This is a genomic window from Vibrio sp. YQ_11 (assembly GCF_043103065.1).
Taxonomy (GTDB): Bacteria; Pseudomonadota; Gammaproteobacteria; order Enterobacterales; family Vibrionaceae; genus Vibrio; species Vibrio parahaemolyticus.
Genome location: NZ_JBICJM010000006.1, coordinates 370,911 through 395,642, shown reverse-complemented (window position 1 = coordinate 395,642; position 24,732 = coordinate 370,911). Strand labels below are relative to the sequence as shown.

Here is a 24,732-nt window from a genome sequence, read left to right as displayed (position 1 = left end):
TTAAAAACTTGAAATAGAGCCCTTTGGGGGAAAGGGCTCTTAGGGGGAGGAGCTTAAGGTTTAAGCTTTCACAAGAGTCGCTGCGTTACGCATCGCTTCTTTCGTTGAACACTCAACAACGTTTGCTTTTGCAAAGCGGTGAGCGTCTTTTACTTGGATATCGTGAGCTAGAATAACCAGCTTCGCGTTTGCTACATCTAGGTCAGTGATGCGGTTCTGGATACCGTTTTGACCTTGAGTTTCTACTTTGATTTTCAGACCAGCTGCTGCACCTGCTTTCTCTAGTGCTTTCGCTGCCATGAATGTGTGTGCTACGCCAGATGGGCAACATGTTACTGCTACGATGTCGTACTCGCCTTCGCCTGCTGCTGGAGTCGCTTGAGCTTGTGCAGGTGCTGCTTCAACGATTTCGTCTTCTTCTTCTTCAGCAACTGGTTTCCAGAAGCCAACGATAACTGCTGTTGTTAGTGAGCCTAGTGCGATACCTACAACGTACATTGGGATGTTGCTTGATACAGGTGCTGTGATTAGACCGCCCCATGGTGCGTGTAGTAGTACGTCTGTTAGGAAGCCGAACACACAGCCAACGATACCACCAGCAACGATTGAAGGAAGAACGCGTACAGGGTCGTTTGCTGCGAATGGGATAGCACCTTCAGAGATACCGATAGAACCCATGATTGCTGCTGCTTTACCTGCTTCTTGCTCTTGCTTAGTGAACTTCTTCTTGAATAGGAATGTTGCTAGTGCCATACCTAGAGGAGGCGTACAGATTGCAATACCAACACCACCCATTAGCCATGGTTGTGTATCAACTTGAGTTTGAGCGAATAGCGTTGCTACTTTGTTGATTGGACCGCCCATATCGAATGCCGTCATACCACCAAGAATCGTACCTAGAACCACTTTAGAAGCGCCAGCCATAGAAGCTAGGAATTCGTTCATAGAAGCCATGAAGATCTTGATTGGCTCACCGATACCCCATAGAACGATACCTGCAGAGATAAGCGTACCAACAAGTGGGTAGATGAAGTAAGCGCCCAACGCAGTCATGTTAGCAGAAAGAGGGATCTTCTTAAGTTGGAATACCACACCACCAGCGATGAAGCCCGCTACGATACAACCAAGGAAGCCGCCGCCCATGTCAGCCATGATGCCAGAAGAGATCATCGCTGGAGCAAGTGCCGGTTTGTCTGCAATTGAATAACCAATGAAGCCACCAAGAATAATTGGGAACAGCACCAGACCTTTAATACCGATATTAGAAATATCCGCCAATAAACCGTCCGCAGGAACCGCACCTTTACCTGATGCCATTACCGCCAGCGCCAGTAGTACACCACCCGCAACGATAAATGGAAGCATGTGAGAAGTACCGAATAAAAGGTGACCTTTCATGGTACTGAGTAGTTTTTTGAAATCGCTATTATTAGTAGCTTGAGCTGTGATTGTACTCATAATTTCACGCCTTATGAATTAATTAAAATATTTAGTATTTGGTTTTCGTCTTTTGCGTTATGAATATCTTCAATAAACTCTTCGCTAAATTTTCCGAATAATTCTTGAAGAACATAAATATGGTGGTCGGCACCGTTATCTGGTGAAGCAATCATGAAGAATACGGTCGGTTTGACTCCCTCTTCGTCGCCATACTCGATGCCTTCGCGCTTTACGCCAACAGCGATTGCAGGCTCTGTGACCGCTTTGCTTTTTGCGTGTGGGTAGGCGATGCCGTCCATTGAAGTCACGCTTAATGTTTCACGTGCTTCTATGTCGGTTAAAAAAGCCTCTTTGCTGCTGATTCGATTATTTTCGAATAGCATTTGCACTAGCTCTTCAAAGACTTCTTTTTTATTATTTGCTTGAAGGTTGCCTTTAATTAAATTGACGTTTGTTAGTTCTGTAATCATTTTGTGACTCATTGGTACTGAAGTAATGAGTCAAATTTAATTAATGAAGTGGTTTTGGGAAATAGTAAAAAAAATACAATAACTATACTTTTGTATCACCCAAGCTTAAGTGTGATTGCCGTCATTAATAACGCTGAATATTATAAAATTTATTATGTGATTTATATTCCAGTTATTTTGAAATTAATAATGAAGCTTGAAAATAAACGAGAAGGGAATCAAATATGATTCAATTTTGCTATAAAAAAGAGGCTTTGTGCTAAATCTCCTCCAATAACCCTTTTAATAGCTCTATTTTCTATCTCTTTAAGAAAAGACATAAAGCGAGCAGCACTCTTGTTTTGAGCGCTTGTCGGGTTCAATGGTACAGGTTGCTCGTTGGCAATAGATTTATCACCACGCTCTTTCGTCGCGGAGCGGAGTGATGGCTTAGGAGAACTGATAGTGAACTCAGCTAGTTCCTCCCCTTGATACACATTGGTTAATGTAAGCTCCGAACTAGAAGCCAAGGGGAGGTTAGGGAGGGTTGTTACGCTGAATTTGATTAATCCATTAAGACGGATTTTTGTACTTATGCAGCAAATCTAACGGGATGTGGCAGTAATCGTTTGGGAAACGAGTGAGCCTATCTTGATGCTCTTCGTCGCTTGGAACGTAGTTTTTTAGTGGTAAGACTTCAACCGCAATCTTATCGGCATCGTATCTTGTTGCTATAAACGATTTGGCGATTTCAAGGTGCTTGGTATCACGGCTGTATACGCCGGTACGGTACTTTTCACCAACATCGTCCCCTTGCTTGTTGATGCTATATGGGTCGATGATTTCAAAGAAATAGCCCATTAAGGTTTCAAGCGACACTTGGCTTGGATCAAACTCGGTGCGAACGCATTCTGCGTAGCCATCGTATTCAGATTGAGTGTTATCCGTCTTGCCATTTGCGCGTCCAGCTTCGGTGCTGATTACGCCCGGCAGGTGGCGCATAAATTCTTGAACACCCCAAAGGCAGCCGCCTGCGAAGTACATCTCTTCCATCATTTTATCCTGTAAAACTTTGCGCCATTATGGACAACACCGTCATGCAAACACAACTCCTACCATAAAACAGGAACAAGGTTGCAGTGATTTGCTCTCTTTTTCATTCAAGTCGTCCTCGTTAGATTTGATGCCAATGCCAGCAATTATTGAATCACAAATACTTACGAAGAGAGCCAATATGAAAATTGAACATATCGCGATTTGGACAGAGCGTTTGGAAGAGCTAAAAGGCTTTTATGAGAAATATTTTAACGCCGTATCCAACGATAAATACCACAATCCAAAGAGGCACTTTTCGTCTTACTTTCTTTCGTTTGAAAGTGGTGCTCGATTGGAGTTGATGTCGATGGAGGGTGTGACCGCTTGTGAAAACTTTCACTCGATGCAGGTAACAGGGTTGGCACACTTTGCCTTCGCATTAGGATCAGAGCAGGCAGTTGACCAAATAACCAAAACCTTGGTGGAAGATGGTTATCGAAGGATTGACGGGCCGAGATACACTGGCGATGGTTATTACGAGAGCTGCGTATTAGATCCAGATGGCAACCGTATTGAGCTTACCGTTTAACGCGACTTAGCTTATTGACCCTGTTCACAGGCTGCTTTCATATGAAAGTGTTCGGGCGTATACTGCAAGCTCATCAATAAGGAGTGAGCCTGTGAACCCAAGACAAAATGAAATCCTGCAATTAGTGAATGACCGTAAACGCGTTCAAGTCACGGAGCTTTCTGACATCATCGGCGTGTCGGGCGTGACCATCAGGCAGGATTTGAATTTTCTTGAGCAACAGGGCTACTTAAAGCGTGTTCACGGCGCTGCTACCGCACTGCAAAGTGATGATATAGATACCCGCTTAGAAGTGCGTTTTGATATTAAACAAACACTTGCTAACAAAGCCGCGGATTTGGTCGCACCGAATGAGACGGTGCTGATTGAAGGTGGCAGTGCAAATGCGCTATTGGCTCGTACGTTAGCCGAGCGTGGCGACGTGACCATCATTACGCCATCGGCCTATATTGCGCATCTTATCCGCAATACATCGGCCAACATTATCTTGTTGGGTGGCGTGTATCAGCACCAAGGCGAAAGCCTCGTTGGCCCGCTCACCAAACTCTGTATTGAAAACATTCATTTCAGCACGGCTTTCTTAGGCATTGATGGATTTCACCAAGACACAGGTTTTACTAGCCGAGACATGATGCGTGCCGACATTGCAGAGGCCATTCTGGCAAAGAAAAGACGCAATATCGTACTGACGGATTCCAGCAAATTTGGTCAGATTTATCCTTCGTCGATTGGCAAGACAAACGAAATCTCAGTGTTGTTAACTGACAAAGCCGCTCCGAAAAGCGACCTCGAACAGTTGAAAAAACTCGGCGTTGAAGTGGTGTTGGGTTAACAACACAATACCGCTGAATCAGTGACTCTCTGACCACACTGCAAACTCGTTTCCGCTTGGCTCAGTGAAGTGGAAACGACATCCGCCCGGAAACTCGAAAATAGGGCGGATGATTTGTCCGCCAAACTTCGCTACTTTTTCTAACGTGGCATGAATATCAGAGCTATAGAACACCAATAGTGCTGCGCCGTTTGAGGTTTGACTGACTTGTTCTGCCGAATAAAATCCACCATCCAAACCTTGGCCAGAAAAGGCCGCGTAGTCAGGGCCGTAGTCGACAAATTGCCAACCAAAAACGTGCTCAAAAAACGCCTTAGTGGCACCGATGTTGGGCGTACCAAATTCAACGTAGTTCAATTTTTCATGTTGATGCATGCGATATCCTTTCTGCTTGGTGATGTTTATTCAGTGTAATCACTCTCGCCACGAGATTCTCATGCTTTTGGTTTGTTTTTTAATCTAAATAGATGAAAAACGAAAACTTTCATCGTTTATCCCTATCAAATCTATCGCCAATTCCCATTAAACAAATGGAATCTTTGAAGATATATTCTTCGTGGGCAGAAAAGAGCTTTTGAATATCCATTTACCACTCGTGGACTAAATGGTTAGCACGCATTGGAGAGCAACCATGCAGATGTCAAAAAGCTTTTTATTAATTACAGTTGGCTTAGCCAGCACATCTCTACAGGCGCAACCCCTGACAAGAGATAACGGTGCACCAGTCGGTGACAACCAAAATTCAATCACAGCAGGTGAAAACGGCAGCGTATTGCTGCAAGACGTTCACCTGATCCAAAAATTGCAACGTTTTGCCAGAGAACGTATTCCTGAGCGAGTTGTACACGCTCGTGGCACGGGTGCGCACGGTGAATTTGTTGCGTCTGGCGATTTTAGTGATTTAACGGTATCCGCTCCTTTCACTGAAAAGGGAAAGGTGACTCCTGTTTTCGTTCGTTTTTCGACCGTTATTCACTCAAAAGGATCGCCAGAGACGCTGCGTGATCCACGAGGTTTTGCAACTAAATTTTATACTGAACAGGGTAACTGGGATCTGGTAGGGAACAACCTGCCTGTGTTCTTCATCCGTGATTCGATCAAGTTTCCGGATATGGTGCACTCTCTAAAACCATCTCCTGTTACCAACGTTCAGGATCCAAACCGATTCTTTGACTTTTTTAGTCATGAACCAAGTGCGACTCACATGCTGACTTGGGTGTACAGCAATCTTGGCACGCCAGCGAGCTATCGCACAATGGATGGCTTTGGCGTTCACGCTTACAAGTGGATCAACCAACAAGGTGATGTGAACTATGTGAAGTTCCAATGGAAGAGCCAACAAGGCATTAAGAGTCTTCGTCCTAATGAAGTGACGGAAATGCAGGGTAAAGACTTCAATCACCTTACGAATGATTTGTATGCCGAAATTGGTCGCGGAAACTACCCTAAGTGGGATCTGTACGTGAAGGTGTTATCGCCAGAAGCGTTAAGCAAGTTGGATTACAACGGCCTTGATGCAACCAAAGTGTGGTTGAATGTACCGGATCGTAAAGTGGGCACCATGACGCTTAATCGTCTGCCGGAAAACTTCTTTTTAGACACCGAACAGTCGGCATTCGCACCTTCAAACCTGATCCCAGGTATTGAGCCATCGGAAGACCGTTTGTTGCAAGGCCGTGTGTTTGCTTACGCCGATACTCAGCTTTACCGCTTAGGCGCGAACTTGTTCCAGCTGCCAGTGAATCGTCCGTTAACGTCTGTTAGTAATCACAATCAAAATGGTTTGAGCAATAACGCGCAGCTGAGCAATGGGGACGTAAATTATGAACCAAGCCGCAAGCTTAACTTGGCTGAAGACAATCAGTTTAAAGCGGTAGAAACCAAGCTCGTCGGTACGGTTCAGCAAAAAGCGATCAGTAAACCACGAGATTTCTACCAAGCTGGCGTGTTGTACCGCAGCATGAATGAACAAGACAGAAGCGATCTGATTGCTAACCTAGCGGGCGACCTGAATAAGGTAATGGATAAAGACATCAAAGCGACGATGGTGATCTATTTCTATCGTGCCGACAAAGAATACGGTTCGCGTCTTGCTGAAGCGACCGATACCAATCTCTCGCAAGTGAAAAACAAAGCGATGATGTAAGGCGTAAAGTTTTGGCCTGCGGGAGAAGTATCTGCTCTTTTCTGCCCGAAAATCAGGGCTCCCGTAGGCCATTTTCTGTCATTTTTAATGAGGATGGGTGAATGAAAAACGTATTCTTGCTCAGCTCTGTACTATTTTCTTTGGGTTTATCTTTTAGCTTGTTTGCCTCTCAAGACAAACTAGAAACTCAATATCAATCCTTAGTAGAGCTCTTTTTTGATGCTGCGCGCATTGGTAACAATGAAGTGGTTGAAACCTTTGTATCGCAAGGTTTCCCGATTGATCAGCGCAACAACGAAAGTTACACCGCGCTAATGGTGGCGGCATATCAGGGTAATAAAGACACGGTACGGTTACTGCTCGACTCTGGAGCGAATGCCTGTTTACAAGACAAGCGTGGTAACACGGCCCTGATGGGGGCGCTGATTAAGCGCGAAATTAGTATAGCGAAAGACTTGTATCAAGCGGAATGTTCGCCCGATTTGCGCAACAAAGCCGGACTCGACTTGAAGACGTTTGCAGAGATTTATGGCCAGTCGGAAGTGTTGAAATCTCTTCAGAATAAATAGAGCAAAAACAGATCAAGAAAAACCAAGCAAGCAAATGATGAGTAAGACGCGATCCCAAAATAAGCAAATAAAAACGGCTCAGAAATCTGGGCCGTTTTTACACAAGGAAAGCAGTTAATTACGCGAAGCGCTCAACAATAATTTCATCGGCATTTGCAACAAACAGTGCGCCTTTTTCTTTCATCTCTGCGATCACGCTGTCGACCGTATCTGGCAGAACGGCGCGAGTTGCAGCTAGATTCACAATCACCTTAAAGCCGAGATCTAACGCTTGCATAACGGATTTCTTGACGCAGAAATCGAGCGCTAGTCCACCAACTACGACGGTATCTATTTTATTGCATTTCAGAAACTCATTTGCGCCCGTAGTTTTGGTGTCAGCCACGTCATGGAAGAAGATACCGTAAGGATGCGCGTCCGGATCCATCCCTTTATTGACTTGGAAATCGTAGTCAAGCACTGGAGGTAACCCATCCAGAAGCTCTACGCCTGTTGTGCCAAGCACACAGTGGCGATTCCATTTTACGTCGACATTTGGCAAGCCAACGGGCTCTAGCATGTTCGCGGGCGTTTCTGCATCCCAAGCGGCTTTTGGTGGGTGCAAGTCACGGCTTACTAGCTTCAAGCGACCTTTCGCATGGTTTTTTAGTAGCTCCGGCACGATGTCCAATGCGCCTGCTACAGGTAATTCATCTGGACAAAGCTCACTAAAGCCTTTCTCTGGATCAACGTCGATCACGGCTGTAGTTTGATAGTTAACTCGAACAGTCATGGCAGACTCCTTGCCTGTCTGATTGTTTGCGTTTAGCCACGCAAACAGTTTTGAAAAAAGGTCACTTCATCGCTTGTCAGCGTGTACACCATGGCTGGCTTACCGCCTTTGCCTTTGTTGGTGGACGCGACTTTGTTGGTCGGCTTCAACACACCTGAGTCGATCAAACGGCGTTTAATGGTCATGCGGCTGATGTCGATACCAAATTCTTGATATGCAGAAATGATGTCTGCGACCAAAAATTCTTTATCGAGTGCGAACAGCAGCACTGATGTGTACTCAATCGAAGCACGCAGTTTCTGCCATGCTTTTTCGATGGTTTTTTGGTGGTCAAATGCTAGGGTTTCTTCTCCATTGAGGATCGCCTGCAATGGGAACCATTTGAGCTGACACTCGGGCACGCCAGCATTGTTGATTTGCTCGACGTTGTTGCGGTCAACTAATGCGTAATGGGTGATGTTTAAGCTCCAATCTTCTGGATCGCGCTTAGGATCACCGTCGATAAACGCTTCGCTGAAGTGACGAGGATAGGTATGAATCTTCTCGCGGCAAATGCGTCGGCGCGCCGCTTCAAAGTTTTCATCTGCCGGACGCCCGCCTTCGCTGGTCAAGTCTTTATCAAAGACAAACCCGCCCGGTAATGCCCAGACACCATGGTAAGGCCGATTCGGATTTGAACGTTTAATCAGCAACACTTCCAATCCTTTATCGGCACAGCCAGATAGCCTGAATGGAATAATGTCGACAGTTACGATCATGGTTGGGTCCTAATATTGATTTGTAAGTAATCTAGCGCATAACAAGTGGTCAATCAATGGGTAAGTAACGAGTTGTTAGAAACATTGTCGACGCTGTTAACGAAATCGATTGAGCATAACAATGCGTATAAATCTGACTTATTCACAATCAATGCTGAATTTTTAAACGGAAAAACCATATAAAAAAGAGTGGTTAGTAACAAAAGTTGACAAACTAAAGATGGGTGTTTATTGTTTACGCAAATTAGTTAGTAACAAAAAGTTATATACCCACGGAAGGGCATGTAGAAGGGCTCCGAATGACGACCACACTATTTTCTTCTCGCATCATTCAAAGTGCATTGGACTTTGATGTGTACAAAGTAAACATGATGAGTGCAGTTGCCGCACTTTATCCTGATGCGATGGTGTCATACAAATTCATCGTGCGTAGCGAAGAAGATCTGTCGGAATTGCTGCCAGAGGTAAAGGCAGAAGTTCTTAAACTTCAAGATGTTCGCTTTACTGAAGATGAAATTGCGTACATGAAGCGCGTTGCGCCGTACCTAAAGCCCGAGTTTGTCGAAGCGTTACGTCACTTCCGTTTTAACCCGCAAAGCGATGTCTCTTTCCATAACAAAACCATGTCGGATGGCTCAAGCCAGTTACGCATTACAATCAATGGCTTGTGGAAGGAAACCATTCTGTACGAAACCATCATCATGAGCATTGTGTCGGAAGTTCGCAGCCGTCAACGTTGGTCAGATATCCCGTTCGAGCAGTTCCAAACCGTATTGGAAGACAAAGTTTGCTATTTGAAAGCCGAACTAGAACGTCGCAACATTACTAACTTCAAATTCGCAGATATGTCGACGCGTCGCCGTTTCTCTTTTCAAGCGCAGCGCACCATGTTGGAGTACTTAAGCAAGGAATTGCCACAATGCTTGACGGGAACCAGTAACTACCATTTGGCGAGAGAGTTAGATCTTACCCCAATTGGCACGGTTGCTCACGAGTGGTTTATGGGCCATCAAGCGTTAGTAAACGTGCGTGATTCGCAGAAAATTGCCCTGCAACGTTGGCAAAAAATGTTTAATGGCGCACTGGGTATCGCACTGACGGATACCATCGGAATCGATGCATTTCTCAAAGACTTCGATGAAGAGTTGAGTCATGCGTACGTTGGCGTTCGTCACGACAGCGGTTGCCCATTCACTTGGGGCGAAAAGATGATTGCGCACTATGAGTCGCTTGGCATCGACCCGATGACGAAGACGCTAGTCTTTACGGATGGTTTGAACTTCGAGCAAGCGCTAGACATTTGTGAGCATTTCCAAGGCCGTGTGCAAGTGAGCTTCGGTATCGGTACGTCGCTGGCAAATGACATGGGCAATTACGTTAACGATCAAGGCGAGGCGTATCAGCCGCTTTCCATCGTGATTAAAATGGTGACCTGTAATGGCTCTCCAGTCGCTAAAATCAGTGACGAGCCAGAAAAGGCAATGTGTGAAGACATTTTCTTTTTGATGAATCTTAAACGTCGTTTTGAACAACCGCTTGATTTAAATGAATGTCGTAAGCTTATTGATCGCCTCGAAAGCGAAGGGCAGAACTACCTTATTGATGCGTAAATACCGCTCTTTTTAGCTCCTTTCTTGATAATCACCCTCTATCGTTTCGATAAATTTATATCGGTAAACGAAGAGGGTGATTTCGTTATAGTAAGTCTTATATCAATCTTTGCTCCCTTGCGTTTTTTGACTCGCTAGAGACTATGATTGATAGATACTCCCAACGTTGCGGCATTGTGGAAAGTGTTCTTTCGCAGAGCACTCACTTAGCCTGATCACATAGTTTATCTATGCGTTTATCTGCTTTTTCATGACTTTGGGCTTCACGTAATAGCTTGAATCAGGAGTCAAAAATGAATTTAGTTGTACATTTGCAAAAGAAAGCGATAAGAAAACACGGCTATGAGATGGCAACACGCCAAGCCTGGAAATGCGGTATAAAAGCGAACCTCGTGCGACGTGTCATTGGCTTGTTTAAAGGCCAAATCGTCTGTGTGGTAGAAGGGTGCCGCGCCGAGTTATCTTCAGTTGTTAACAATCAACTGCATGATGAAGAGAAGCAAGGCCGCTACGTATTTGTCGGCGGTGTGTGCTGGGAACCAAACAACATCATCGCCCCTGGTTTTCCGGATTTTATGTTCATGCATGTTCGCAATTTGAGTCATCGTCATAAGTACCTCACAGACGACGAGCTGTTTTTGAGTTTGGCGTAACTCAAATGTCTTTAGTGATGGTTTTGCCCAAGTGCAAACCATCACCTCCCACAGTGAATAGCGCAAAACAATAAACTTCAGTGATGTGAATTGGCCTCAATTAACCTCTCGCTGAGATTGTTCTGATGCTCTCTTTATAAAACACCGTTTTTTTACTCCGTAATGACAGAGGCTTTGTTTTCGCCTGATGTGAATTTCTCTTCGCGATTTACTATACCGTTCATCAAAGCAAACCATACTGGGATGTAAATCATGAATATGAAATCTATCGCAATTGCAACGGCAGTTGTTGCTGTACTAGCTGGCTGTAGAGACAAAACGCCACCAGCGCCAACTCAAGCAAACATTACTTTGGTGGAAGCGGTCACTGAAACTGTGAAAAATCCTCACCAAGTATGTAAAGACGTGGTAGTGACTCAGCAAGTTGAGCCAACAGATGACAACAAAATCATCGGTACGGTAGGCGGCGCGGCAGCTGGTGCAGCACTAGGCAACCAAATTGGTGGTGGCTCTGGTAAAGTCATCGCAACCGCAGCAGGCACGATCGCAGGTGCATTGACGGGTCGTAAGATTCAAGAAAATGTGCAGAAGGGCGATGTGATTACGACCACGAAGAAGCAGTGTCACACCGAATACACGACTTCTGAGAAGGTGGTAGGTTACGACGTAACGTATGAAGTGGCTGGTGCACCAACCACAATTCGTATGGCAAGCAAACCTGCGACGAAAACTTTCCCAATTCAAGATGGCAAAGTGGTTCTGCCACAATAATCTACGCTTGAATTGAGTGATAAAGACAAGCCCTTTGGTCTGATAGACGAAAGGGCTTTTTTGCATTCATCGTATTTTCATTTTTTTGCTCGCAAGAATGTGTAGCTAGAACCCGCTTAAATTTCTCTGCTCGATACAATAGAACCTTTGAAAATACACACGGAATCAGCATGGAAGATTTTTACCTAAACAGTCGAGGTTTGGCGGGTTATTTTGAGGCACAATGGTTCGATAAATTTGTGGAAGATAAGCAGATTGATGCGATCACCAGTGAGTCGAAACTTGTTCCACTTTCTTTTGCTAAATCATCCCATTGTTCGCAAGTGGCGGATTTTATTACTCAAGCGGTATCGAAGAATGGAAAACCGCCTCATGCTTTGCTTGAGGTTGGCGCTGCGTTAGGTAGAAACTATTATGAGTTAGTTCAGCGATTAGATAGCCTAAAACAAGCAACGCTTGTTGAGCCGTCAGGTATGTTGTTGAATGGATTGAAACAGTTGTTGGTGGAAGAACAACAGGTCGAGCTGACTTATATTCATGGGCTCAACACGTTCAAAACTGTTGAGGTAGATAATCGAGAGTTAGTGCAAAATTGCGCGCACGTCGATTTAGAGTTGATTAATCAACCGTTAGAGAAAGACACAGTCTCTAAGTTTTACGACTTGGTGGTGTGTTTAAACGTGCTGGATCAGTGTGAATCGCCATTAAGACTTATTAACGCGTTGAAACAAGCGACGCAAATCGGTGGCGTACTTGTTGTTTCCTGCACATATCAATGGAATGCTAAGCATATTAAGGATCGGGCAGAAGCAGTCGATGACATCAAAGCGTATTTTGGTGAAGACTGGCGTTTTGTTTCTGAAGCCGAGCACGAATATAGAATGCGATTCAATGAACGTTATGCCATGCAGTTTTTATCTCACGTGGTTGCCTACGTAAGAACAACCTAGCGGCTTATTCGATTCTCGATACCAACAAAAAAACCGAGCACAGAAAGCTCGGTTTTTGTTTTGTAGGCTTTATTAAGCAACGTGTGCTTGTTGCTGCTCGTGCTCCTTTTGAGCCTGAAGCTGAGCATGTTCTTTCTGCTTGCGACGCTCGCGTTTCGATAGCCAGATCAGTGGCACCACGATCATCACCGTACCGATGGCCATGAAAATATCTGGTATTTCACCAAACCAAATAAAGCCAACGACAACCGCACCAATCAAACCGCTGTATTCTGCACTCGCGATTTTGTTGCTATCGATAGAACGGTACGCCAGCACACAAGTCGCCGCATAGATCATAATGAACAAACTTGACCCTGCCGCGACAGGAAACGCGTCCCATTGCCAAGGTTGATCCTCTATGAGCACCAACAGCAACGCAACCGGAATACCGGCCAAGTTGGTCATCAGCAAGGTTTGCATCACTGATTGGTTTTTTGGCAACTTACGAATCAACAGATTGTTAATGGCTAACGTTAACGCGACTACAAACGCTGAGATTGCTGCCCAATCAATTTGATCTGGGCGAATAATCACCAAAACCCCTGCAAATCCCATTACCGCCGCTGCGACCGATTGTTTAGATAGCTGTTCACCGAAAAAAATCGCAGCGAGAGGGAGCATGATTAATGGCGCGGCATAAAAGATCGCGTTCGCAGTTGCGAGCGGCAAAGATGAGATCGCCATGACCATAAATACCGCGCCCAACAGCCACACGTGAGCACGAACCGCATGCCATTTAAATCCTTCCATAAAGTTGGTTTGTTTTGCTAACAAACAGACAGGAAGGAGAAACATAACCGCTGATATTTGTCGAAAAAAGACAAACTGAAACATCGGCACTTCATTCGCGACACTTTTGATCAAAGAGTCCGAAAGCACCGCAATAAGATTCCCGACAATTAATAGCAGCATTGCTGCCCCGACAGATGTGACTTTCACATTTTTCTCCTCATTCTTTGCCAAAGATTAGGTGATGTCATAGGATGAAGTGAAGTGATATTTATTAGTTTAAGTATGAGATTTTTAGATAATGAAATTGCCACCATTGCGAGCGGTTCACTGTTTTGAAGTTGTTGCGAGAAATCTGAGTTTCTCCCTTGCTGCCGAGGAGCTTAATGTGACGCAAAGTGCGGTGAGCCATCAGATTCGTTTACTTGAAGATTATTTGGGCGAATCGCTTTTTATTCGCCAAGGTCGCAAGCTTTCACTATCGGATACGGGCGCGCGGTATTTAGAAGACATCAGCCCGGCTATTAGTTCAATTGCTATGGCGAGCCAAAAGGTGCGAGAAGGGGATAAAGGCAGTATTCGCCTAGCGATTTACAGCTCGTTGGCGGTGAAGTGGTTGATCCCACGTTTGGCAGACTTTAAGCGCTTGTATCCTGAAATCGACCTCACACTCAATATGGTCGCGGGCGATCCAGAGCAAACGGACAGCGTGGGCGACTGCTTTATTACTGTGCAAAAACCGAAACGAAACTATATGGCGGTTAAGCTTTATGCTGAAACGCTGTACCCAGTTTGTAGCCATAAAATTTGGAAAGAAATCCAAGACCAATCTATCCCCGACGCACTGTGGCAATATCCCATTCTCTCTACAGATTCTATCTATCGTGAACGAGGGAAAGATTGGGCCGAATGGTGCAAAGCAGGTGGTTACACGTTACCAAATGATGTCGATGTTCAGCATTTTAGCCACATGCTCTTGGCGATCGAGGCTGCAAGGTACGATCAAGGCATCGCGTTTGCCAATGACTTCATGTTGAACGAGCGAGATAAAGCACAAGACTTGGTTTACATCCCATCTCATGGTTTAGAAACCGGCGACAGTTTTTATTTTGTGCACAAGAAGAACCGAGCAAAGCAGGCCGAGATCGTCAAACTGACCAACTGGTTAAAGCAGCAGTGTCTGTAATTAAGACTAAATATTCTTAATTAAGAAGGAAAATAGAAAAGTTGCGTCTAATTATTACGTGTTTTATTGAGTTTTTATTCACTAACATCTCGCTCGGTTTAACGCCAAGCGAGATGGATAACGCGACATGCTTAAGGAAGGGCGATACACAAACTCAATAATAAAACAGGCAGTGAAATACAATGTTAAAGAAAACATGGCTAACAGCAGCCCTTCTAGCAACTTGTTCTATGGCAAACGCCGCTCCTTACATTGGTGCATCGATCGGTAAAGCAACGTTTGATGATATCAGTGGTTCAATCAAATCAAATACCTACAACGCAAGCGAGAAACTTGAAGTTAAAGACAACGAAAGTCTGTCTGGCAAAGTTTTTGGTGGTTACACATTCAACGAGTATATCTCTCTTGAAGGTGCGATCGGTGGTTACGACGCTCTAGACGGCTCTGTCGTTACCGTTGGTGACATGAAGTTTTTGGCTATCCAACCTAAATTAACGCTGCCAATCGGTGACCGTTTCAATCTTTTCGCGAAAGCGGGTCTTTCTTACTTCAACGCGGAATTTAAAGTAAGCAATTCTGTGCTAACTGGTGACGAAGGCCACACGACGTTTTCTGAAACGACAGTAACCGGACTTTACGGCTTAGGTGCTGAGTTCGCGATCACAAAAAATCTAGCACTACAGGTTGAATGGGAATACATGAAACCTGAGTTAGACGTAGCGAAACTCGGCAGTGAAAAAGTCACCGTTGAAGCAGAAATCAGCGCGTTCTCTGTTGGTATGAGCTACCGTTTCTAAGCATTTTTATTCAAGTTCTTTGGGCTTAACCCAAGCGGTGTGCTGTTGTTTGTTCAGTTAAGCCCTCAGTTTGAATTCATATAGATATGACACAGGAAGTTTGGTCACTAAGCTTCCTGTGTTATTTTTGGTTTTTAGAAAAACGCTCAGGAAGCACTGTGAACGATGTAAATCTTAGATATTTAGATTTTCTGCTCAAACATTTTGAACCGCATAAGCATCATTTAGTGACGCTTAGCGAACTCGAATCTGTGATTTGCACGTCCAGACGTAACGTTTCCATTGTGATGAAAAAGCTGGCGGCTTACGGTTGGGTGGATTGGCAACCGGCGATTGGGCGAAGCAACCCAAGCCGCTTGAGTATCACCATTACTTTGCAACAAGCGATGACCGAGTTTTTGGTGGAAGAGCTTGCTAGGGGCAGAATGAATTCGATAACAAAGCTTATCGATTGGTTCGGCCAAACGGCGGTTCGTTCGCTTACGATTGCATCGGAAAAAGTGAACGAGCTGAATGAGTCTAAAAACGCCATTCTTATTTCTTCTTATCCCTGGGTTTCAAATATCGATCCCGCAGAGACCTTCCGTCATACCGAATTACACGTAGTCAAAAGTGTTTATGATGGGCTGCTAACACAAAACTCCAATGGTGGCATTGAGCCCGCTTTAGCGCATGAATGGAAAATGGAAGAAAACGTCATGACGTTATGGTTAAGGCCGGGCATTTTTCGTCATGATGGTGAGCTTCTGAGTATAGACGACGTGGTTTGGAGTTTAGAAAGACTCAAGCAAATTAAAGGGCCGGTTCATGAGCTTTGGCAATGCATTGAAACCGTCACAGCCGAAACTCCGAACTGCTTGAAGATAGTGCTCAAACGCGCAAACCAATTCTTTCCATACATGTTAGCCACGCCACATGCCTCAATATTGTGTCGAGACACGGCCTCTTTTGGCTCGGGTTATTCATATCATATCGGTACTGGGCCATTTCGAATCAGCAGTTGGAACAAAGAGAGCATCACGCTGCAAGCGCACAAAGAGTATTTTTCTGCACGCGCGCTTTTGGATCAAATTACGCTTTCTCACGGCGATGTTCAAAACTTGAATATGCTGAGTTTCAATCAAGTCTCAGACCATGTTGAGATTGAAAAAATCAGCGCACTTTCCTATCTCACCTATCGTGAGAGGCGAGATTCGCAACTGACGAAACAAGAGTGGCGCCAGCTTGCCAACTATATTAATCAGCAGAAGCGGCACCATGAGCCACAAAGTGCCGTCGACAGTATTCAGTTATCGCCTCTTGAGCCAGGTTGTAGCGCTGAGACAGCGCCAACGCTACAAGGCAAAGTCGTGCTTGCTGAACCGATATGGACTATCCCGAACTTGATGCGACATTCTGAATGGTTGCATGAGGTGATTCGTAGCACGGGGCTAGAGTTAGAGGTCATCAAAGTGGAAGACATTAGTTTTCCCGAGTCAGTTTCACACTTGGCGGATTTATTGTTCATTGAAGAGGTCATGGAAGCGCCATTTGAATATGGGGTATTTGAATGGCTATCGGTGGCGACTGGCTTACGTTTTAGTTTCGAACAAAACCAGATGGAGCGTCACCGCGAGCAGCTTCAAGAAGCCATTGCCTATGAACAACCGATTTCTCATTTGCTGGGTATTGAAGAAGCGCTGCGCGCGCAATATGTCTATTTGCCTTTGTTCATTGGCTACGAAGAAGTGACAAAAACTCAACAAGTTCGGGGCGTGCAAGTTAAGAATACAGGCTATAGCGACTTACACCGACTTTGGCTTGCTCACAGTAGTTAGCCCGTTTGATGCCAATCGCATCATCATATCCTAGAAAGAAAAAAGCCATCAGTACGATGGCTTTTTTAGATTTTAAATTAAAATCTGAGTTAGAAGTTGTAAGACACGCTTGCGCCAACAACCCATTGGTTTGCGCTATCTACAACAGATGAATCACTGATACCACTGCCTAGACGAGTGTATTGAGTTGTTTGGTTAATTTGCCAGTTGTCATTAATTGGCATAACCAGCTTGTAGCCCAGACCGTAGCTTACCGTTGCATCACCTTTGTATGCTTTGCGGTTTGCCGTCGCTTCACGATCTTTGATGCCAAAGTAGTAATCTACGTAGTCTTCACTTTGATAAGTTAGGTTAGCAAAAGGAACAAAATCAACACTACCGAAGTTCATGATGTGGAAGTACGTTGCGCCCGCTAAGTAACCTTTGTATGCGCCGCTGATGTCGTGTTGTAGGTATGTCGAGATGACGTTGTGCTCATCTAGAGTGAAATCGGTATTTAGACCTAAATCAACCGCTAAACGACGTTTTTGTGTGCCTTTCAAGCTCTTTGCTACATCGCCATCACGAATAATGCCGCTGCCTACCACGTATGCGCTCATGTTGATCAGATCGTTGGTTTCACCCAAGAAGCGGTAGTTGATGCCGCCCAAATCTGCGTTGAAGTCTTCACCGTGGTAACCACCGTTTAGAATTGGTGCAGTATTGTGTTTTTGATCTTTAAATAGGTCACTACCTTGAGCTACGCCCACTTCCGCAACCCAACCACCTTGGTTGTTGTAGATGTTGCCGTTACGGATGTATGTGTCACCTGCCGTTGCGGTGCCAGCTGCTGCCAAAGTTAGTAGTGCGATAAGTGTCTTGTTCATTTGTATTTCCTGTACCGTTTATTTTATTTTGAACAGCGTACAAAATGGTGTTGTAAGCCTCTATCAGCAAAGCGTATGGAAATGTATGGCTTTCGGTGATTTCGCTTTTTGCGTAATGACAAAACAGTATGGTTGGGGGAAGGGAAGATTAGGGAAGACAAAAAAACCGAGCTTGGGGAGGCTCGGTTTTCAACATCTATCAGGTCAGAGTGACGATTATTGTTGCTTTGTTAGGTTGTAAAACGAAGCTAATTCGCCAGTTGCTTTCTCACCGTTCATGTCTAGCATCATAAGCATGTTCTCGCCTACGAAGTATTGGTTTGGTGCGTCTTCGTCGGTCAGCGTTACGATGCTGCCGTTTTCATCCCAAGTGAAGTGCCCTTCTGATTTGAACTTGCCATCTTCTTTGTCTTGGTAGTTTTGCTCAAGCACGTAGCTGCCATCTTGATTTAGCGTCAGAGTCACGTCGATGCCCGCGCAATCAGCACATGGTAGTGTGCCTTTGTAAACGCCATTCCAATCTAGCGCGTTTTTCGCGTTGTGCTCTGAGTCTACAAACGTTTCTGTGGTGATCACTTGTTCTTCTTCCACAGGTACTGCATCGACAGGCAATTCAGTGTCAGTGACTTCCATTTCTACTGCTTGAGGAGCTTCAACTGCACTTGTTTCTACTGGTTTCTCGTCTTGACAGCCTGCAAGAATAATTACCGCACCAGTTAACGCCAACATTGTCTTTTTCATTTTATCCCTCTTTAAATCAAGATTTTGTATGCCGTTAATATTAGCCCTGTTTCCGACGTTTACGTCATAACAAAGCAATAGAATGATCTATCTGTGTCAATAAAACCGGTGTTTTTGGCGCTATCCAAGCGTCGCGCCATGACTTGGAGACAAAGTAGTCAGAATCATCAAACGCATGTAAATGCTTGAATTGTAGGACTGAGTATTGAGCTGGCTTTAAGCAAGTGGCTATTGAAGATGCGTTGTGGTGTGAAAACAGTCAGCATCTTATTAAATACGATTTTTGCAAACTTAGATTATTAGCATATGCCAAAAATGTTATTGGCATATGCCATAATTTGGGCGTAACGTAGCACAGTGTTTGAGAGGGACGATAATGGCAAGACCAAAAATAGAAAGAAGAATATGCGGCCGTGCAGCGCACCATTGTTTCAAGCCCAATGGCGTGCCATTCCATCAGTTGGAGCAAGTCGCCATATTGCCAGAAGAACTTGAAGCACTGCGCTTGGCTGATTTAGAGGGACTCAGCCAACAACAAGCCGCAGATCAAATGGGCATATCTAGACAAACTTTTGGCAACACAGTAAAAAGTGCGCGGTTCAAGGTCGCAAAAAGTTTAGTTGAAGGTCATGCATTAGTTTTTCCGAATGAGGAGTCAAACTTATGATTTATGCTATTCCTAATGATGGTGAGCGGGTGGCAAACCATTTTGTCAAAGCGCCTTACATCGCTATTTATTCTGATACTGACGGAATGCTTAAAAACCTAGCAAACATCGCTGCAATGCCCCAAGCTGGCTGCAAAGCGAAGTCCCAGCTTATCCAATCTTTACAAGACTACAATGTAGAAGCTGTGCTGGTGCGCAACATCGGCGAGCGCGCATTAGAAAAGCTTTTGCACAGTGGCAAACAAGTGTTCAGACTTTCAACGCGCAGCTCATTGGAAGATGTACTTGCCGTTCCGAGAGAGCCACTGACAGACGCATCGCAAGGTCGTCCATCAACCAATCATCAGAAAAAAGGTGGGTGCGGATCATGTGGCTGCGGCGGTAAAAAAGCCAAACCTTCGTTGCTAGCACGTCCTAAACAGGCTGCTGCATTATTCGCCGCAAAATCGAGCCCAGCTATACTTAGCGTAAAGGCGTCGATTAAAAAGGCAGGTTAGTATGGTTTGGTTGTTTACCTTTCTTGGTTTTCTCGCGATTATTTTGTTGATGTCGCTTGGGGTTATCTTTCATAACAAGCGTATTCAAGGAAGTTGCGGCGGTTTAAACAACGTCGGTGTCGACAAAGTATGCAACTGCGAAACCACATGCGCAGAGCCTGAGCGTCACTTGTATCAAATCTCAGAGCCTAACTCATCACCTGAGCGCTAAGGTTTTTGGCCCATTGCGGCAAGGTTTGTCGAAACCAGTCCAAATATTTGCTGGTCTGCGGATTTTTTCTGGAGACCAGTATGTTGACTACCTCGACGACGATCCACGCTTTTGCTATCCCGATATCGCGCGCCAATTCTGTTGTTTCACCTTTCTCGGCGAACTTTATATATCTGCCTGCCACCTTCAAGTAATCATCAAATGTGCCCATGCCTTCGATGAGCGGCGCTAAATCTATCGCGACATGCCCTGTAGAAAAGCGTTCCCAGTCGAACAGCACTAGCTCACCATTTTCGCGCTGTCCCCAGTTTCCTGCATTCGAGTCTCCGGAGATCAAGTTCTGCCCATCGAAAAGGTGCGCCGATCGTTGTTGGAGGTTGTGGAAGAACTGTTCTGTCTCTGAGCCCAGTTTAAGTGTAGTGAGTGCTTGTTGGGTCGCTTGTGGTGTCCACTGATGGCGGTGATAAACACCATCTGATGTTGGTGGAAGTTGGTGCAGTTTGACGAGTTGTTCAATGACTCGACCATCTTCAAGTAAGAATGCTTGCTCGACTGCGTGGGGAACGTATTCAATGTGCAGAACGTTTTTCTGGTCGTCTAATTGAATCAAGCGCGGTACGTGTATTCCAAGCGCGTTAAACTGTTCGGCATAGCGTTGATAAAACGCCACTTCTATTTGAGTAGGGTTACGTTTTTCTATTACTTGGACTCCATCTTTTTCGATGAGAAAAACTTTGGCACTGCCCATTTGGTTGAGTTCTTGTTGCGACACCGGACTTCCTGTCTTCATGTAGAGAAATCTCACCTTAATCGCTGTACTCACGTTTGCCAATAGCCACGACAAAGTGCCTCAAAAATATTAAATGCAACTGTTTAAATATGATTTTGTCGTTGGTGTCTAAATTTTACACAGTTACGCCTGTACTCCGATAAATTCGTTCTACGCTTACTATTCGTCTTAATAAAGGAGAACCAAAATGGCTGTAATGAAGCAGGATATTCCAAATCGTGTAACGGTTTACCATGACAATATCGACCAAGAACAAGAGCTGAAAAATGCGATGCTGCCAGAGAAACCGCGCTACTTTAACGGTGCTCCGACTTACAAAGCGAACAGCATCGAAGAGTTTGAAAGCAAAATCAGTCAGATAGGTTTGTCTCTCGATAAATAATTTTTCTTTTACCTAAAAGCGCCCTCAAAATGAGGGCGCTTTTTTATTTATATGATTGATTTGAATCGTAAGGAATTAACCTTGTTGTGTACTGCCTTGGCAGACTTGTTTCTGCACTGCTGGTGGCGCGGGCTCGTAATGGCTTAAGGTCATACTAAAGCTGCCTTCACCACCAGTGATGGAGCGTAATCGACGAGCGTAATCTTGCAGCTCATTTACTGGTGACTTGGCTCTGAGTAAGGTGAAGCTGCTGTCGATTGGCTCGGTGCCTTCGATCAAGCCTCGGTTTCCAGATAAATCACCAGAAACATCGCCAACGTTCGCGGTTGGGATGTGCAGTTCCATCTGGACAATGGGTTCTAGCACAATAGGATCTGCGTTGTTAATCGCATCTAAAAAGGCTTTCTTACCTGCGATGACAAACGCAATTTCTTTCGAATCGACGGAGTGATATTTACCGTCATAAACGGTGACTTCCACATCCTTAATTGGGTTGCCAGAAATCGCGCCTTCCTCTAACGCTTGCAAAATACCTTTTTCTACAGCAGGAATGAGCGCGGTTGGAATGGCGCCACCCACCACTTTGTTGATGAACTTAAATCCGGCACCACGTTCGAGTGGACGAACTTTCAATTGCACTTCACCAAACTGGCCTGCACCGCCACTTTGTTTTTTGTGTCGATAATGCCCTTCGGCAGGTTTGGTGATGGTTTCAAAGTATTCGACGCTTGGTTGGCAGGTTTCGACGTCCAGTTTGTACACGTTCGCCATCTTTTCTAATGCGACTTTGAGGTGAAACTCCCCTTGGCCGCTGATGATGGTTTCGTTGGTGCGAGCGCGATGTTCGATGCGCAGCGAAGGATCTTCACTGGCAATTTTATTCAGCACATCTCCTAATTTTTGCTCATCTCCACGCTTAAGAGGCTTCAAGCACAAAGAATACATGGAGTCAGGAAGGTCCAACGTTTTGAGTTGAACACCATCTTCTTCGTGAGAGTCATGAACGATTGAATCGAATTCGAGATCATCCACTTTGGCTAAAACGCAGAAGTCGCCCGCAAGCGCACGAGGGATCTCGGTTCTATCTTTGCCCTGCAGTTGATATAAGTGCCCAACTTTAAATGCCTTGTTGCTTTCGCCAATATAAAGCTGGCTGCCCGCATTGATTTCACCCTGATACACACGTAAGTAGGCAAGTTTTCCCATATATGGGTCGACGCTGACTTTGTACACGTGTGCGACGGTGTGCTCTAAGGTTTCGCAATTTACTTTGATTTTTTTGCCGTTCTTTTCCAGTAGAGGAGGGTTACCCTCGTTTGGCATGGGCATGATCTCCGCCAAGGTTCGTAGCAGCAGCTCGACGCCCGCACCGGTTTGTGCTGAGACAAAACAGACCGGAATCACATGTCCAGTTCTCAGTGCTTCTTCAAACGGATCATGCAGTTGCTCTGCGGTGAGTTCGGAGCCTTGTTCCAGATACAGTTCCATCAGTTCTTCATCGACTTCGATAACTTGGTCAATTAAGGTCTCATGAGTTTCATCTACCGTCGAAAGTAAGGTTTCTCGTCCCAATTCTGGTTCGAAATAGCAGTCAACTACAGATTCCCCGTCAGCCGAAGGTAAGTTGATCGGCAAGCAGTGGTCCCCAAAATGCTCAACGATGTTCTCCATCAATCTTTCTAACTGATTACCGTGGTTATCGAGCTTATTGATGATGATCATCTGACATTTTTGCTGCTCTTTTGCAAAGGTGAATAAGCGATCGGAAGTTTGGTTAAGTGGGGTTTGAGGGTCGATGACAAGGGCGGATGTTTCAACGGCAGGAAAAACGCTGATCGTACGGCCAAGTAACTCGTTTTGTCCCGGAGTGTCGATGATATTGAGCCGGTGTTTATTCCAGCGCAGTGCGACTGGCGTTGCTTCAATACTGTGTTGATATTGGATGGATTGAGGGTCGAAGTCGGTAACGGTATCGCCTTTTTCTACGCTGCCTAAATGGTGCGTGGCATCGCAGGTGAAGAGCAGTTTTTCTATCAGCGTGGTTTTACCGGTCCCGGTTTGGCCGACAAAAGCGATATTGCGTATTTTGTTTATAGGCATAGAGCCTCCTTGCAAGATGGCGTGAAAAACCTACGAATTGCTAGGAAGTGGGTCGCTATAGAAACCCACGCACTGCATTGGAGTAGGGCGGGATTACCGCCTATTCGTCTTCCATGTCATTTTCCGGATGACTCGATGCATAAGACCACCTTCTTGGACTACTGTAATCTTAGCATGCCGTAATAACCGTATAATTTATGTGACTTATTTCATGATGGGGCTGATTGTTTTTTAATCGAGATCATAAACTCAGAGGTTCTGACTTTTCGATCAAAACCTCGGGATTGTTTAGGCTACTTGGAAAGAACGATTTCGCCGTCGCTATAAACTAAGCTAGGCGTTACATCTTGTCCGAGCAACACCGGGCCATCAAGATCGACAACGCTTGCCTGAGCAGCAATGGGTAACGCAGCACGCATCGCAAGCGACGTCCCCAACATACAACCGGACATGAGGCTAAAACCGAGTTTTTTTGCATCGTCGGCCAGCAATAATGCTTCACTGAGCCCGCCCGTTTTATCTAGCTTAATATTCACCATCTCGTATTTTCCAAGCAGTTGATGCAATTGCTCTCTGGTGTGACAACTTTCATCGGCGCAAAGTGGAATGGGGTGCGGAATGCTGGCGAGTACGTCATCACAGCCTTGTGGCAACGGTTGCTCGATCATGCTGATATTAAACGGTTCGAGTTGATCAAATACCGTCGCGAGATCGAGGTTTTGCCATGCTTCATTCGCATCTAAGACAATTTGCGCGTGCGGCGCGGCATCGCGTACTGCTGCAACGCGCTCAATCACGTTTTCACCATCCAGTTTTACCTTTAGCAGTTTTACGCCTTGGCTAAGGTAAGCTTGCGCCTGTTTGGCCATTGCTTGCGGCGTGTCGATAGAAACCGTCATCGCCGTCACAATCGCCTCGGGTAACGTAAAGAGGTCGTGAACCTGCTGCTTGTGGCTCAAAAGCGCGCGAAGATGCCAAAGGGCGCAATCCAATGCATTTCTTGCCGCCCCTGCGGGCAATAACGATTGAAGCTGGCTTTTGAGAGCCATCACATCCGCATCACCTTTGGCATACAAACTTTGCAGTTCATGCGCGGCGTGAGAAATCGCCTTAATCACCGATTCAACCGATTCACCATAACGTGGGTATGGTGTGCATTCTCCTTGGGCGATCATGCCTAGATGTTCAATTGTCACGCGGACTACGTGGCACTCTGTCCGACTGCCGCGAGAGATGCGAAATGGTGTCGCCATAGCAATCGTGACAGGTTCTACATGAATTTTCATCTCACTAGTTTTCCCTAAACCGCAGTTATTTTCTAAACCGTAAATGT

The 24,732-nt window shown here is 45.3% G+C and carries 27 protein-coding genes; 15 read left to right on the top strand and 12 right to left on the bottom strand.

The window, feature by feature from the left end:
• Nucleotides 1-60 precede the first annotated feature (60 nt).
• The 3 genes from ACF8EG_RS04245 to ACF8EG_RS04235 all read right to left on the bottom strand — a co-directional run bounded on the left by ACF8EG_RS04245 (nt 61) and on the right by ACF8EG_RS04235 (nt 2,942).
• Nucleotides 61-1,458 carry a fructose-specific PTS transporter subunit EIIC gene (locus ACF8EG_RS04245; RefSeq protein ID WP_069504922.1) on the bottom strand — a complete coding sequence of 466 codons (1,398 nt, stop codon included), beginning with the start codon at nt 1,456-1,458 and terminating at the stop codon, nt 61-63.
• 11 nt (nt 1,459-1,469) lie between these two features.
• Nucleotides 1,470-1,910 (bottom strand): PTS sugar transporter subunit IIA, encoded by a 441-nt coding sequence (locus tag ACF8EG_RS04240; RefSeq protein WP_069504920.1) that lies wholly within the window; start codon nt 1,908-1,910, stop codon nt 1,470-1,472.
• A gap of 552 nt (nt 1,911-2,462) precedes the next feature.
• A complete protein-coding gene (locus tag ACF8EG_RS04235) occupies nt 2,463-2,942 on the bottom strand; it encodes a peptide-methionine (S)-S-oxide reductase (protein WP_043038581.1) in 480 nt (159 codons plus the stop codon).
• Nucleotides 2,943-3,123: 181 nt separating this feature from the next.
• Between ACF8EG_RS04235 and ACF8EG_RS04230 the strand changes: the two genes are divergently transcribed.
• Both ACF8EG_RS04230 and ACF8EG_RS04225 read left to right on the top strand, forming a co-directional pair.
• A complete protein-coding gene (locus ACF8EG_RS04230; RefSeq protein ID WP_069504918.1) occupies nt 3,124-3,513 on the top strand; it encodes a VOC family protein in 390 nt (129 codons plus the stop codon).
• 91 nt (nt 3,514-3,604) lie between these two features.
• Nucleotides 3,605-4,345 (top strand): DNA-binding transcriptional regulator YciT, encoded by a 741-nt coding sequence (locus tag ACF8EG_RS04225; RefSeq protein WP_005463954.1) that lies wholly within the window; start codon nt 3,605-3,607, stop codon nt 4,343-4,345.
• Nucleotides 4,346-4,363: 18 nt separating this feature from the next.
• Here the strand turns inward: ACF8EG_RS04225 and ACF8EG_RS04220 are convergent, their stop codons facing one another.
• On the bottom strand, nt 4,364-4,720 hold the full coding sequence (locus ACF8EG_RS04220) for a VOC family protein (protein WP_005463914.1): 357 nt from the start codon (nt 4,718-4,720) through the stop codon (nt 4,364-4,366).
• A gap of 256 nt (nt 4,721-4,976) precedes the next feature.
• Here ACF8EG_RS04220 and ACF8EG_RS04215 point away from each other — a divergent pair, with 256 nt between their 5' ends.
• Together ACF8EG_RS04215 and ACF8EG_RS04210 are read left to right on the top strand one after the other, a co-directional pair.
• On the top strand, nt 4,977-6,491 hold the full coding sequence (locus ACF8EG_RS04215; RefSeq protein ID WP_069504916.1) for a catalase: 1,515 nt from the start codon (nt 4,977-4,979) through the stop codon (nt 6,489-6,491).
• A gap of 101 nt (nt 6,492-6,592) precedes the next feature.
• Entirely contained in the window at nt 6,593-7,060 is a 468-nt protein-coding gene (locus ACF8EG_RS04210; RefSeq protein ID WP_005490844.1) for an ankyrin repeat domain-containing protein, read from the top strand.
• A gap of 118 nt (nt 7,061-7,178) precedes the next feature.
• Here ACF8EG_RS04210 and ACF8EG_RS04205 read toward each other — a convergent pair whose 3' ends face one another.
• On the bottom strand, nt 7,179-7,832 hold the full coding sequence (locus ACF8EG_RS04205; RefSeq protein ID WP_025527183.1) for a nicotinamidase: 654 nt from the start codon (nt 7,830-7,832) through the stop codon (nt 7,179-7,181).
• Nucleotides 7,833-7,864: 32 nt separating this feature from the next.
• On the bottom strand, nt 7,865-8,590 hold the full coding sequence (locus tag ACF8EG_RS04200; protein ID WP_005463941.1) for an NUDIX domain-containing protein: 726 nt from the start codon (nt 8,588-8,590) through the stop codon (nt 7,865-7,867).
• Between the two features lie 299 nt (nt 8,591-8,889).
• Between ACF8EG_RS04200 and pncB the strand changes: the two genes are divergently transcribed.
• The 4 genes from pncB (at nt 8,890) to ACF8EG_RS04180 (ending at nt 12,574) form a co-directional block, all read left to right on the top strand.
• Nucleotides 8,890-10,200 carry a nicotinate phosphoribosyltransferase gene (gene pncB / locus ACF8EG_RS04195; RefSeq protein ID WP_069504914.1) on the top strand — a complete coding sequence of 437 codons (1,311 nt, stop codon included), beginning with the start codon at nt 8,890-8,892 and terminating at the stop codon, nt 10,198-10,200.
• Between the two features lie 293 nt (nt 10,201-10,493).
• Nucleotides 10,494-10,853, top strand: coding sequence for a hypothetical protein (locus ACF8EG_RS04190; protein ID WP_005479882.1), 360 nt, complete (start codon nt 10,494-10,496; stop codon nt 10,851-10,853).
• 252 nt (nt 10,854-11,105) lie between these two features.
• Nucleotides 11,106-11,624, top strand: a complete 519-nt coding sequence (locus ACF8EG_RS04185; RefSeq protein ID WP_069504912.1) for a glycine zipper 2TM domain-containing protein — start codon at nt 11,106-11,108, stop codon at nt 11,622-11,624.
• 170 nt (nt 11,625-11,794) lie between these two features.
• Entirely contained in the window at nt 11,795-12,574 is a 780-nt protein-coding gene (locus tag ACF8EG_RS04180) for a methyltransferase domain-containing protein (protein WP_069504910.1), read from the top strand.
• Nucleotides 12,575-12,646: 72 nt separating this feature from the next.
• Here ACF8EG_RS04180 and ACF8EG_RS04175 read toward each other — a convergent pair whose 3' ends face one another.
• Complete coding sequence (locus ACF8EG_RS04175; RefSeq protein ID WP_017447972.1) at nt 12,647-13,555, bottom strand: DMT family transporter; 909 nt, start codon at nt 13,553-13,555, stop codon at nt 12,647-12,649.
• Nucleotides 13,556-13,646: 91 nt separating this feature from the next.
• Between ACF8EG_RS04175 and ACF8EG_RS04170 the strand changes: the two genes are divergently transcribed.
• The 3 genes from ACF8EG_RS04170 to ACF8EG_RS04160 all read left to right on the top strand — a co-directional run bounded on the left by ACF8EG_RS04170 (nt 13,647) and on the right by ACF8EG_RS04160 (nt 17,145).
• The gene (locus ACF8EG_RS04170; RefSeq protein ID WP_005464181.1) at nt 13,647-14,531 is read left to right on the top strand and encodes a LysR family transcriptional regulator; all 885 of its coding nucleotides are present in this window, start codon (nt 13,647-13,649) and stop codon (nt 14,529-14,531) included.
• Between the two features lie 182 nt (nt 14,532-14,713).
• Nucleotides 14,714-15,328 (top strand): outer membrane beta-barrel protein, encoded by a 615-nt coding sequence (locus ACF8EG_RS04165; RefSeq protein WP_005464189.1) that lies wholly within the window; start codon nt 14,714-14,716, stop codon nt 15,326-15,328.
• 158 nt (nt 15,329-15,486) lie between these two features.
• Nucleotides 15,487-17,145: an ABC transporter substrate-binding protein gene (locus ACF8EG_RS04160; protein WP_031851125.1), complete on the top strand. Its 1,659-nt coding sequence runs from the start codon at nt 15,487-15,489 to the stop codon at nt 17,143-17,145.
• An 89-nt stretch (nt 17,146-17,234) separates the two neighbouring features.
• Here ACF8EG_RS04160 and ompV read toward each other — a convergent pair whose 3' ends face one another.
• Both ompV and ACF8EG_RS04150 read right to left on the bottom strand, forming a co-directional pair.
• The gene (gene ompV, locus ACF8EG_RS04155) at nt 17,235-18,011 is read right to left on the bottom strand and encodes an outer membrane protein OmpV (protein WP_005464165.1); all 777 of its coding nucleotides are present in this window, start codon (nt 18,009-18,011) and stop codon (nt 17,235-17,237) included.
• A 216-nt stretch (nt 18,012-18,227) separates the two neighbouring features.
• Complete coding sequence (locus tag ACF8EG_RS04150; RefSeq protein ID WP_020834930.1) at nt 18,228-18,752, bottom strand: copper resistance protein NlpE; 525 nt, start codon at nt 18,750-18,752, stop codon at nt 18,228-18,230.
• 376 nt (nt 18,753-19,128) lie between these two features.
• Here ACF8EG_RS04150 and ACF8EG_RS04145 point away from each other — a divergent pair, with 376 nt between their 5' ends.
• From ACF8EG_RS04145 to nqrM, 3 genes are read left to right on the top strand one after another with little or no spacing between them, the layout of a single operon-like run.
• A complete protein-coding gene (locus ACF8EG_RS04145; RefSeq protein WP_005464150.1) occupies nt 19,129-19,419 on the top strand; it encodes a DUF134 domain-containing protein in 291 nt (96 codons plus the stop codon).
• Nucleotides 19,416-19,916, top strand: coding sequence for a NifB/NifX family molybdenum-iron cluster-binding protein (locus ACF8EG_RS04140; RefSeq protein ID WP_005479888.1), 501 nt, complete (start codon nt 19,416-19,418; stop codon nt 19,914-19,916). Before ACF8EG_RS04145 ends, ACF8EG_RS04140 begins: the two co-directional genes overlap by 4 nt.
• A gap of 1 nt (nt 19,917) precedes the next feature.
• Entirely contained in the window at nt 19,918-20,127 is a 210-nt protein-coding gene (gene nqrM / locus ACF8EG_RS04135; protein ID WP_005464141.1) for a (Na+)-NQR maturation NqrM, read from the top strand.
• On the opposite strand, the gene ACF8EG_RS04130 is transcribed toward nqrM, so the two are convergent.
• Entirely contained in the window at nt 20,105-20,917 is an 813-nt protein-coding gene (locus ACF8EG_RS04130) for an aminoglycoside phosphotransferase family protein (protein ID WP_069504908.1), read from the bottom strand. The genes nqrM and ACF8EG_RS04130 overlap by 23 nt on opposite strands.
• 187 nt (nt 20,918-21,104) lie before the next feature.
• Between ACF8EG_RS04130 and ACF8EG_RS04125 the strand changes: the two genes are divergently transcribed.
• The gene (locus ACF8EG_RS04125; RefSeq protein WP_005373920.1) at nt 21,105-21,299 is read left to right on the top strand and encodes a hypothetical protein; all 195 of its coding nucleotides are present in this window, start codon (nt 21,105-21,107) and stop codon (nt 21,297-21,299) included.
• Nucleotides 21,300-21,374: 75 nt separating this feature from the next.
• Here ACF8EG_RS04125 and fusA read toward each other — a convergent pair whose 3' ends face one another.
• Nucleotides 21,375-23,399, bottom strand: coding sequence for an elongation factor G (fusA, locus tag ACF8EG_RS04120; RefSeq protein ID WP_069504906.1), 2,025 nt, complete (start codon nt 23,397-23,399; stop codon nt 21,375-21,377).
• Between the two features lie 293 nt (nt 23,400-23,692).
• A complete protein-coding gene (gene dgcA / locus ACF8EG_RS04115; RefSeq protein WP_069504904.1) occupies nt 23,693-24,685 on the bottom strand; it encodes an N-acetyl-D-Glu racemase DgcA in 993 nt (330 codons plus the stop codon).
• Nucleotides 24,686-24,732: the final 47 nt, after the last annotated feature.

What these genes read in the sequence shown, in the direction of transcription:
- ACF8EG_RS04165 (WP_005464189.1), top strand. Translation starts at nt 14,714, where the DNA reads ATGTTAAAGAAAACATGGCTAACAGCAGCCCTTCTAGCAACTTGTTCT.
- ACF8EG_RS04145 (WP_005464150.1), top strand. Translation starts at nt 19,129, where the DNA reads ATGGCAAGACCAAAAATAGAAAGAAGAATATGCGGCCGTGCAGCGCAC.
- ACF8EG_RS04235 (WP_043038581.1), bottom strand. Translation starts at nt 2,942, where the DNA reads ATGGAAGAGATGTACTTCGCAGGCGGCTGCCTTTGGGGTGTTCAAGAA.
- ACF8EG_RS04150 (WP_020834930.1), bottom strand. Translation starts at nt 18,752, where the DNA reads ATGAAAAAGACAATGTTGGCGTTAACTGGTGCGGTAATTATTCTTGCA.
- ACF8EG_RS04200 (WP_005463941.1), bottom strand. Translation starts at nt 8,590, where the DNA reads ATGATCGTAACTGTCGACATTATTCCATTCAGGCTATCTGGCTGTGCC.
- ACF8EG_RS04170 (WP_005464181.1), top strand. Translation starts at nt 13,647, where the DNA reads ATGAAATTGCCACCATTGCGAGCGGTTCACTGTTTTGAAGTTGTTGCG.
- fusA (WP_069504906.1), bottom strand. Translation starts at nt 23,399, where the DNA reads ATGCCTATAAACAAAATACGCAATATCGCTTTTGTCGGCCAAACCGGG.
- ACF8EG_RS04140 (WP_005479888.1), top strand. Translation starts at nt 19,416, where the DNA reads ATGATTTATGCTATTCCTAATGATGGTGAGCGGGTGGCAAACCATTTT.
- ACF8EG_RS04215 (WP_069504916.1), top strand. Translation starts at nt 4,977, where the DNA reads ATGCAGATGTCAAAAAGCTTTTTATTAATTACAGTTGGCTTAGCCAGC.
- ACF8EG_RS04185 (WP_069504912.1), top strand. Translation starts at nt 11,106, where the DNA reads ATGAATATGAAATCTATCGCAATTGCAACGGCAGTTGTTGCTGTACTA.
- ACF8EG_RS04190 (WP_005479882.1), top strand. Translation starts at nt 10,494, where the DNA reads ATGAATTTAGTTGTACATTTGCAAAAGAAAGCGATAAGAAAACACGGC.
- ACF8EG_RS04130 (WP_069504908.1), bottom strand. Translation starts at nt 20,917, where the DNA reads ATGAAGACAGGAAGTCCGGTGTCGCAACAAGAACTCAACCAAATGGGC.
- ACF8EG_RS04180 (WP_069504910.1), top strand. Translation starts at nt 11,795, where the DNA reads ATGGAAGATTTTTACCTAAACAGTCGAGGTTTGGCGGGTTATTTTGAG.
- nqrM (WP_005464141.1), top strand. Translation starts at nt 19,918, where the DNA reads ATGGTTTGGTTGTTTACCTTTCTTGGTTTTCTCGCGATTATTTTGTTG.
- ACF8EG_RS04125 (WP_005373920.1), top strand. Translation starts at nt 21,105, where the DNA reads ATGGCTGTAATGAAGCAGGATATTCCAAATCGTGTAACGGTTTACCAT.
- ACF8EG_RS04210 (WP_005490844.1), top strand. Translation starts at nt 6,593, where the DNA reads ATGAAAAACGTATTCTTGCTCAGCTCTGTACTATTTTCTTTGGGTTTA.
- dgcA (WP_069504904.1), bottom strand. Translation starts at nt 24,685, where the DNA reads ATGAAAATTCATGTAGAACCTGTCACGATTGCTATGGCGACACCATTT.
- ACF8EG_RS04245 (WP_069504922.1), bottom strand. Translation starts at nt 1,458, where the DNA reads ATGAGTACAATCACAGCTCAAGCTACTAATAATAGCGATTTCAAAAAA.
- pncB (WP_069504914.1), top strand. Translation starts at nt 8,890, where the DNA reads ATGACGACCACACTATTTTCTTCTCGCATCATTCAAAGTGCATTGGAC.
- ACF8EG_RS04240 (WP_069504920.1), bottom strand. Translation starts at nt 1,910, where the DNA reads ATGATTACAGAACTAACAAACGTCAATTTAATTAAAGGCAACCTTCAA.
- ACF8EG_RS04220 (WP_005463914.1), bottom strand. Translation starts at nt 4,720, where the DNA reads ATGCATCAACATGAAAAATTGAACTACGTTGAATTTGGTACGCCCAAC.
- ACF8EG_RS04230 (WP_069504918.1), top strand. Translation starts at nt 3,124, where the DNA reads ATGAAAATTGAACATATCGCGATTTGGACAGAGCGTTTGGAAGAGCTA.
- ACF8EG_RS04205 (WP_025527183.1), bottom strand. Translation starts at nt 7,832, where the DNA reads ATGACTGTTCGAGTTAACTATCAAACTACAGCCGTGATCGACGTTGAT.
- ompV (WP_005464165.1), bottom strand. Translation starts at nt 18,011, where the DNA reads ATGAACAAGACACTTATCGCACTACTAACTTTGGCAGCAGCTGGCACC.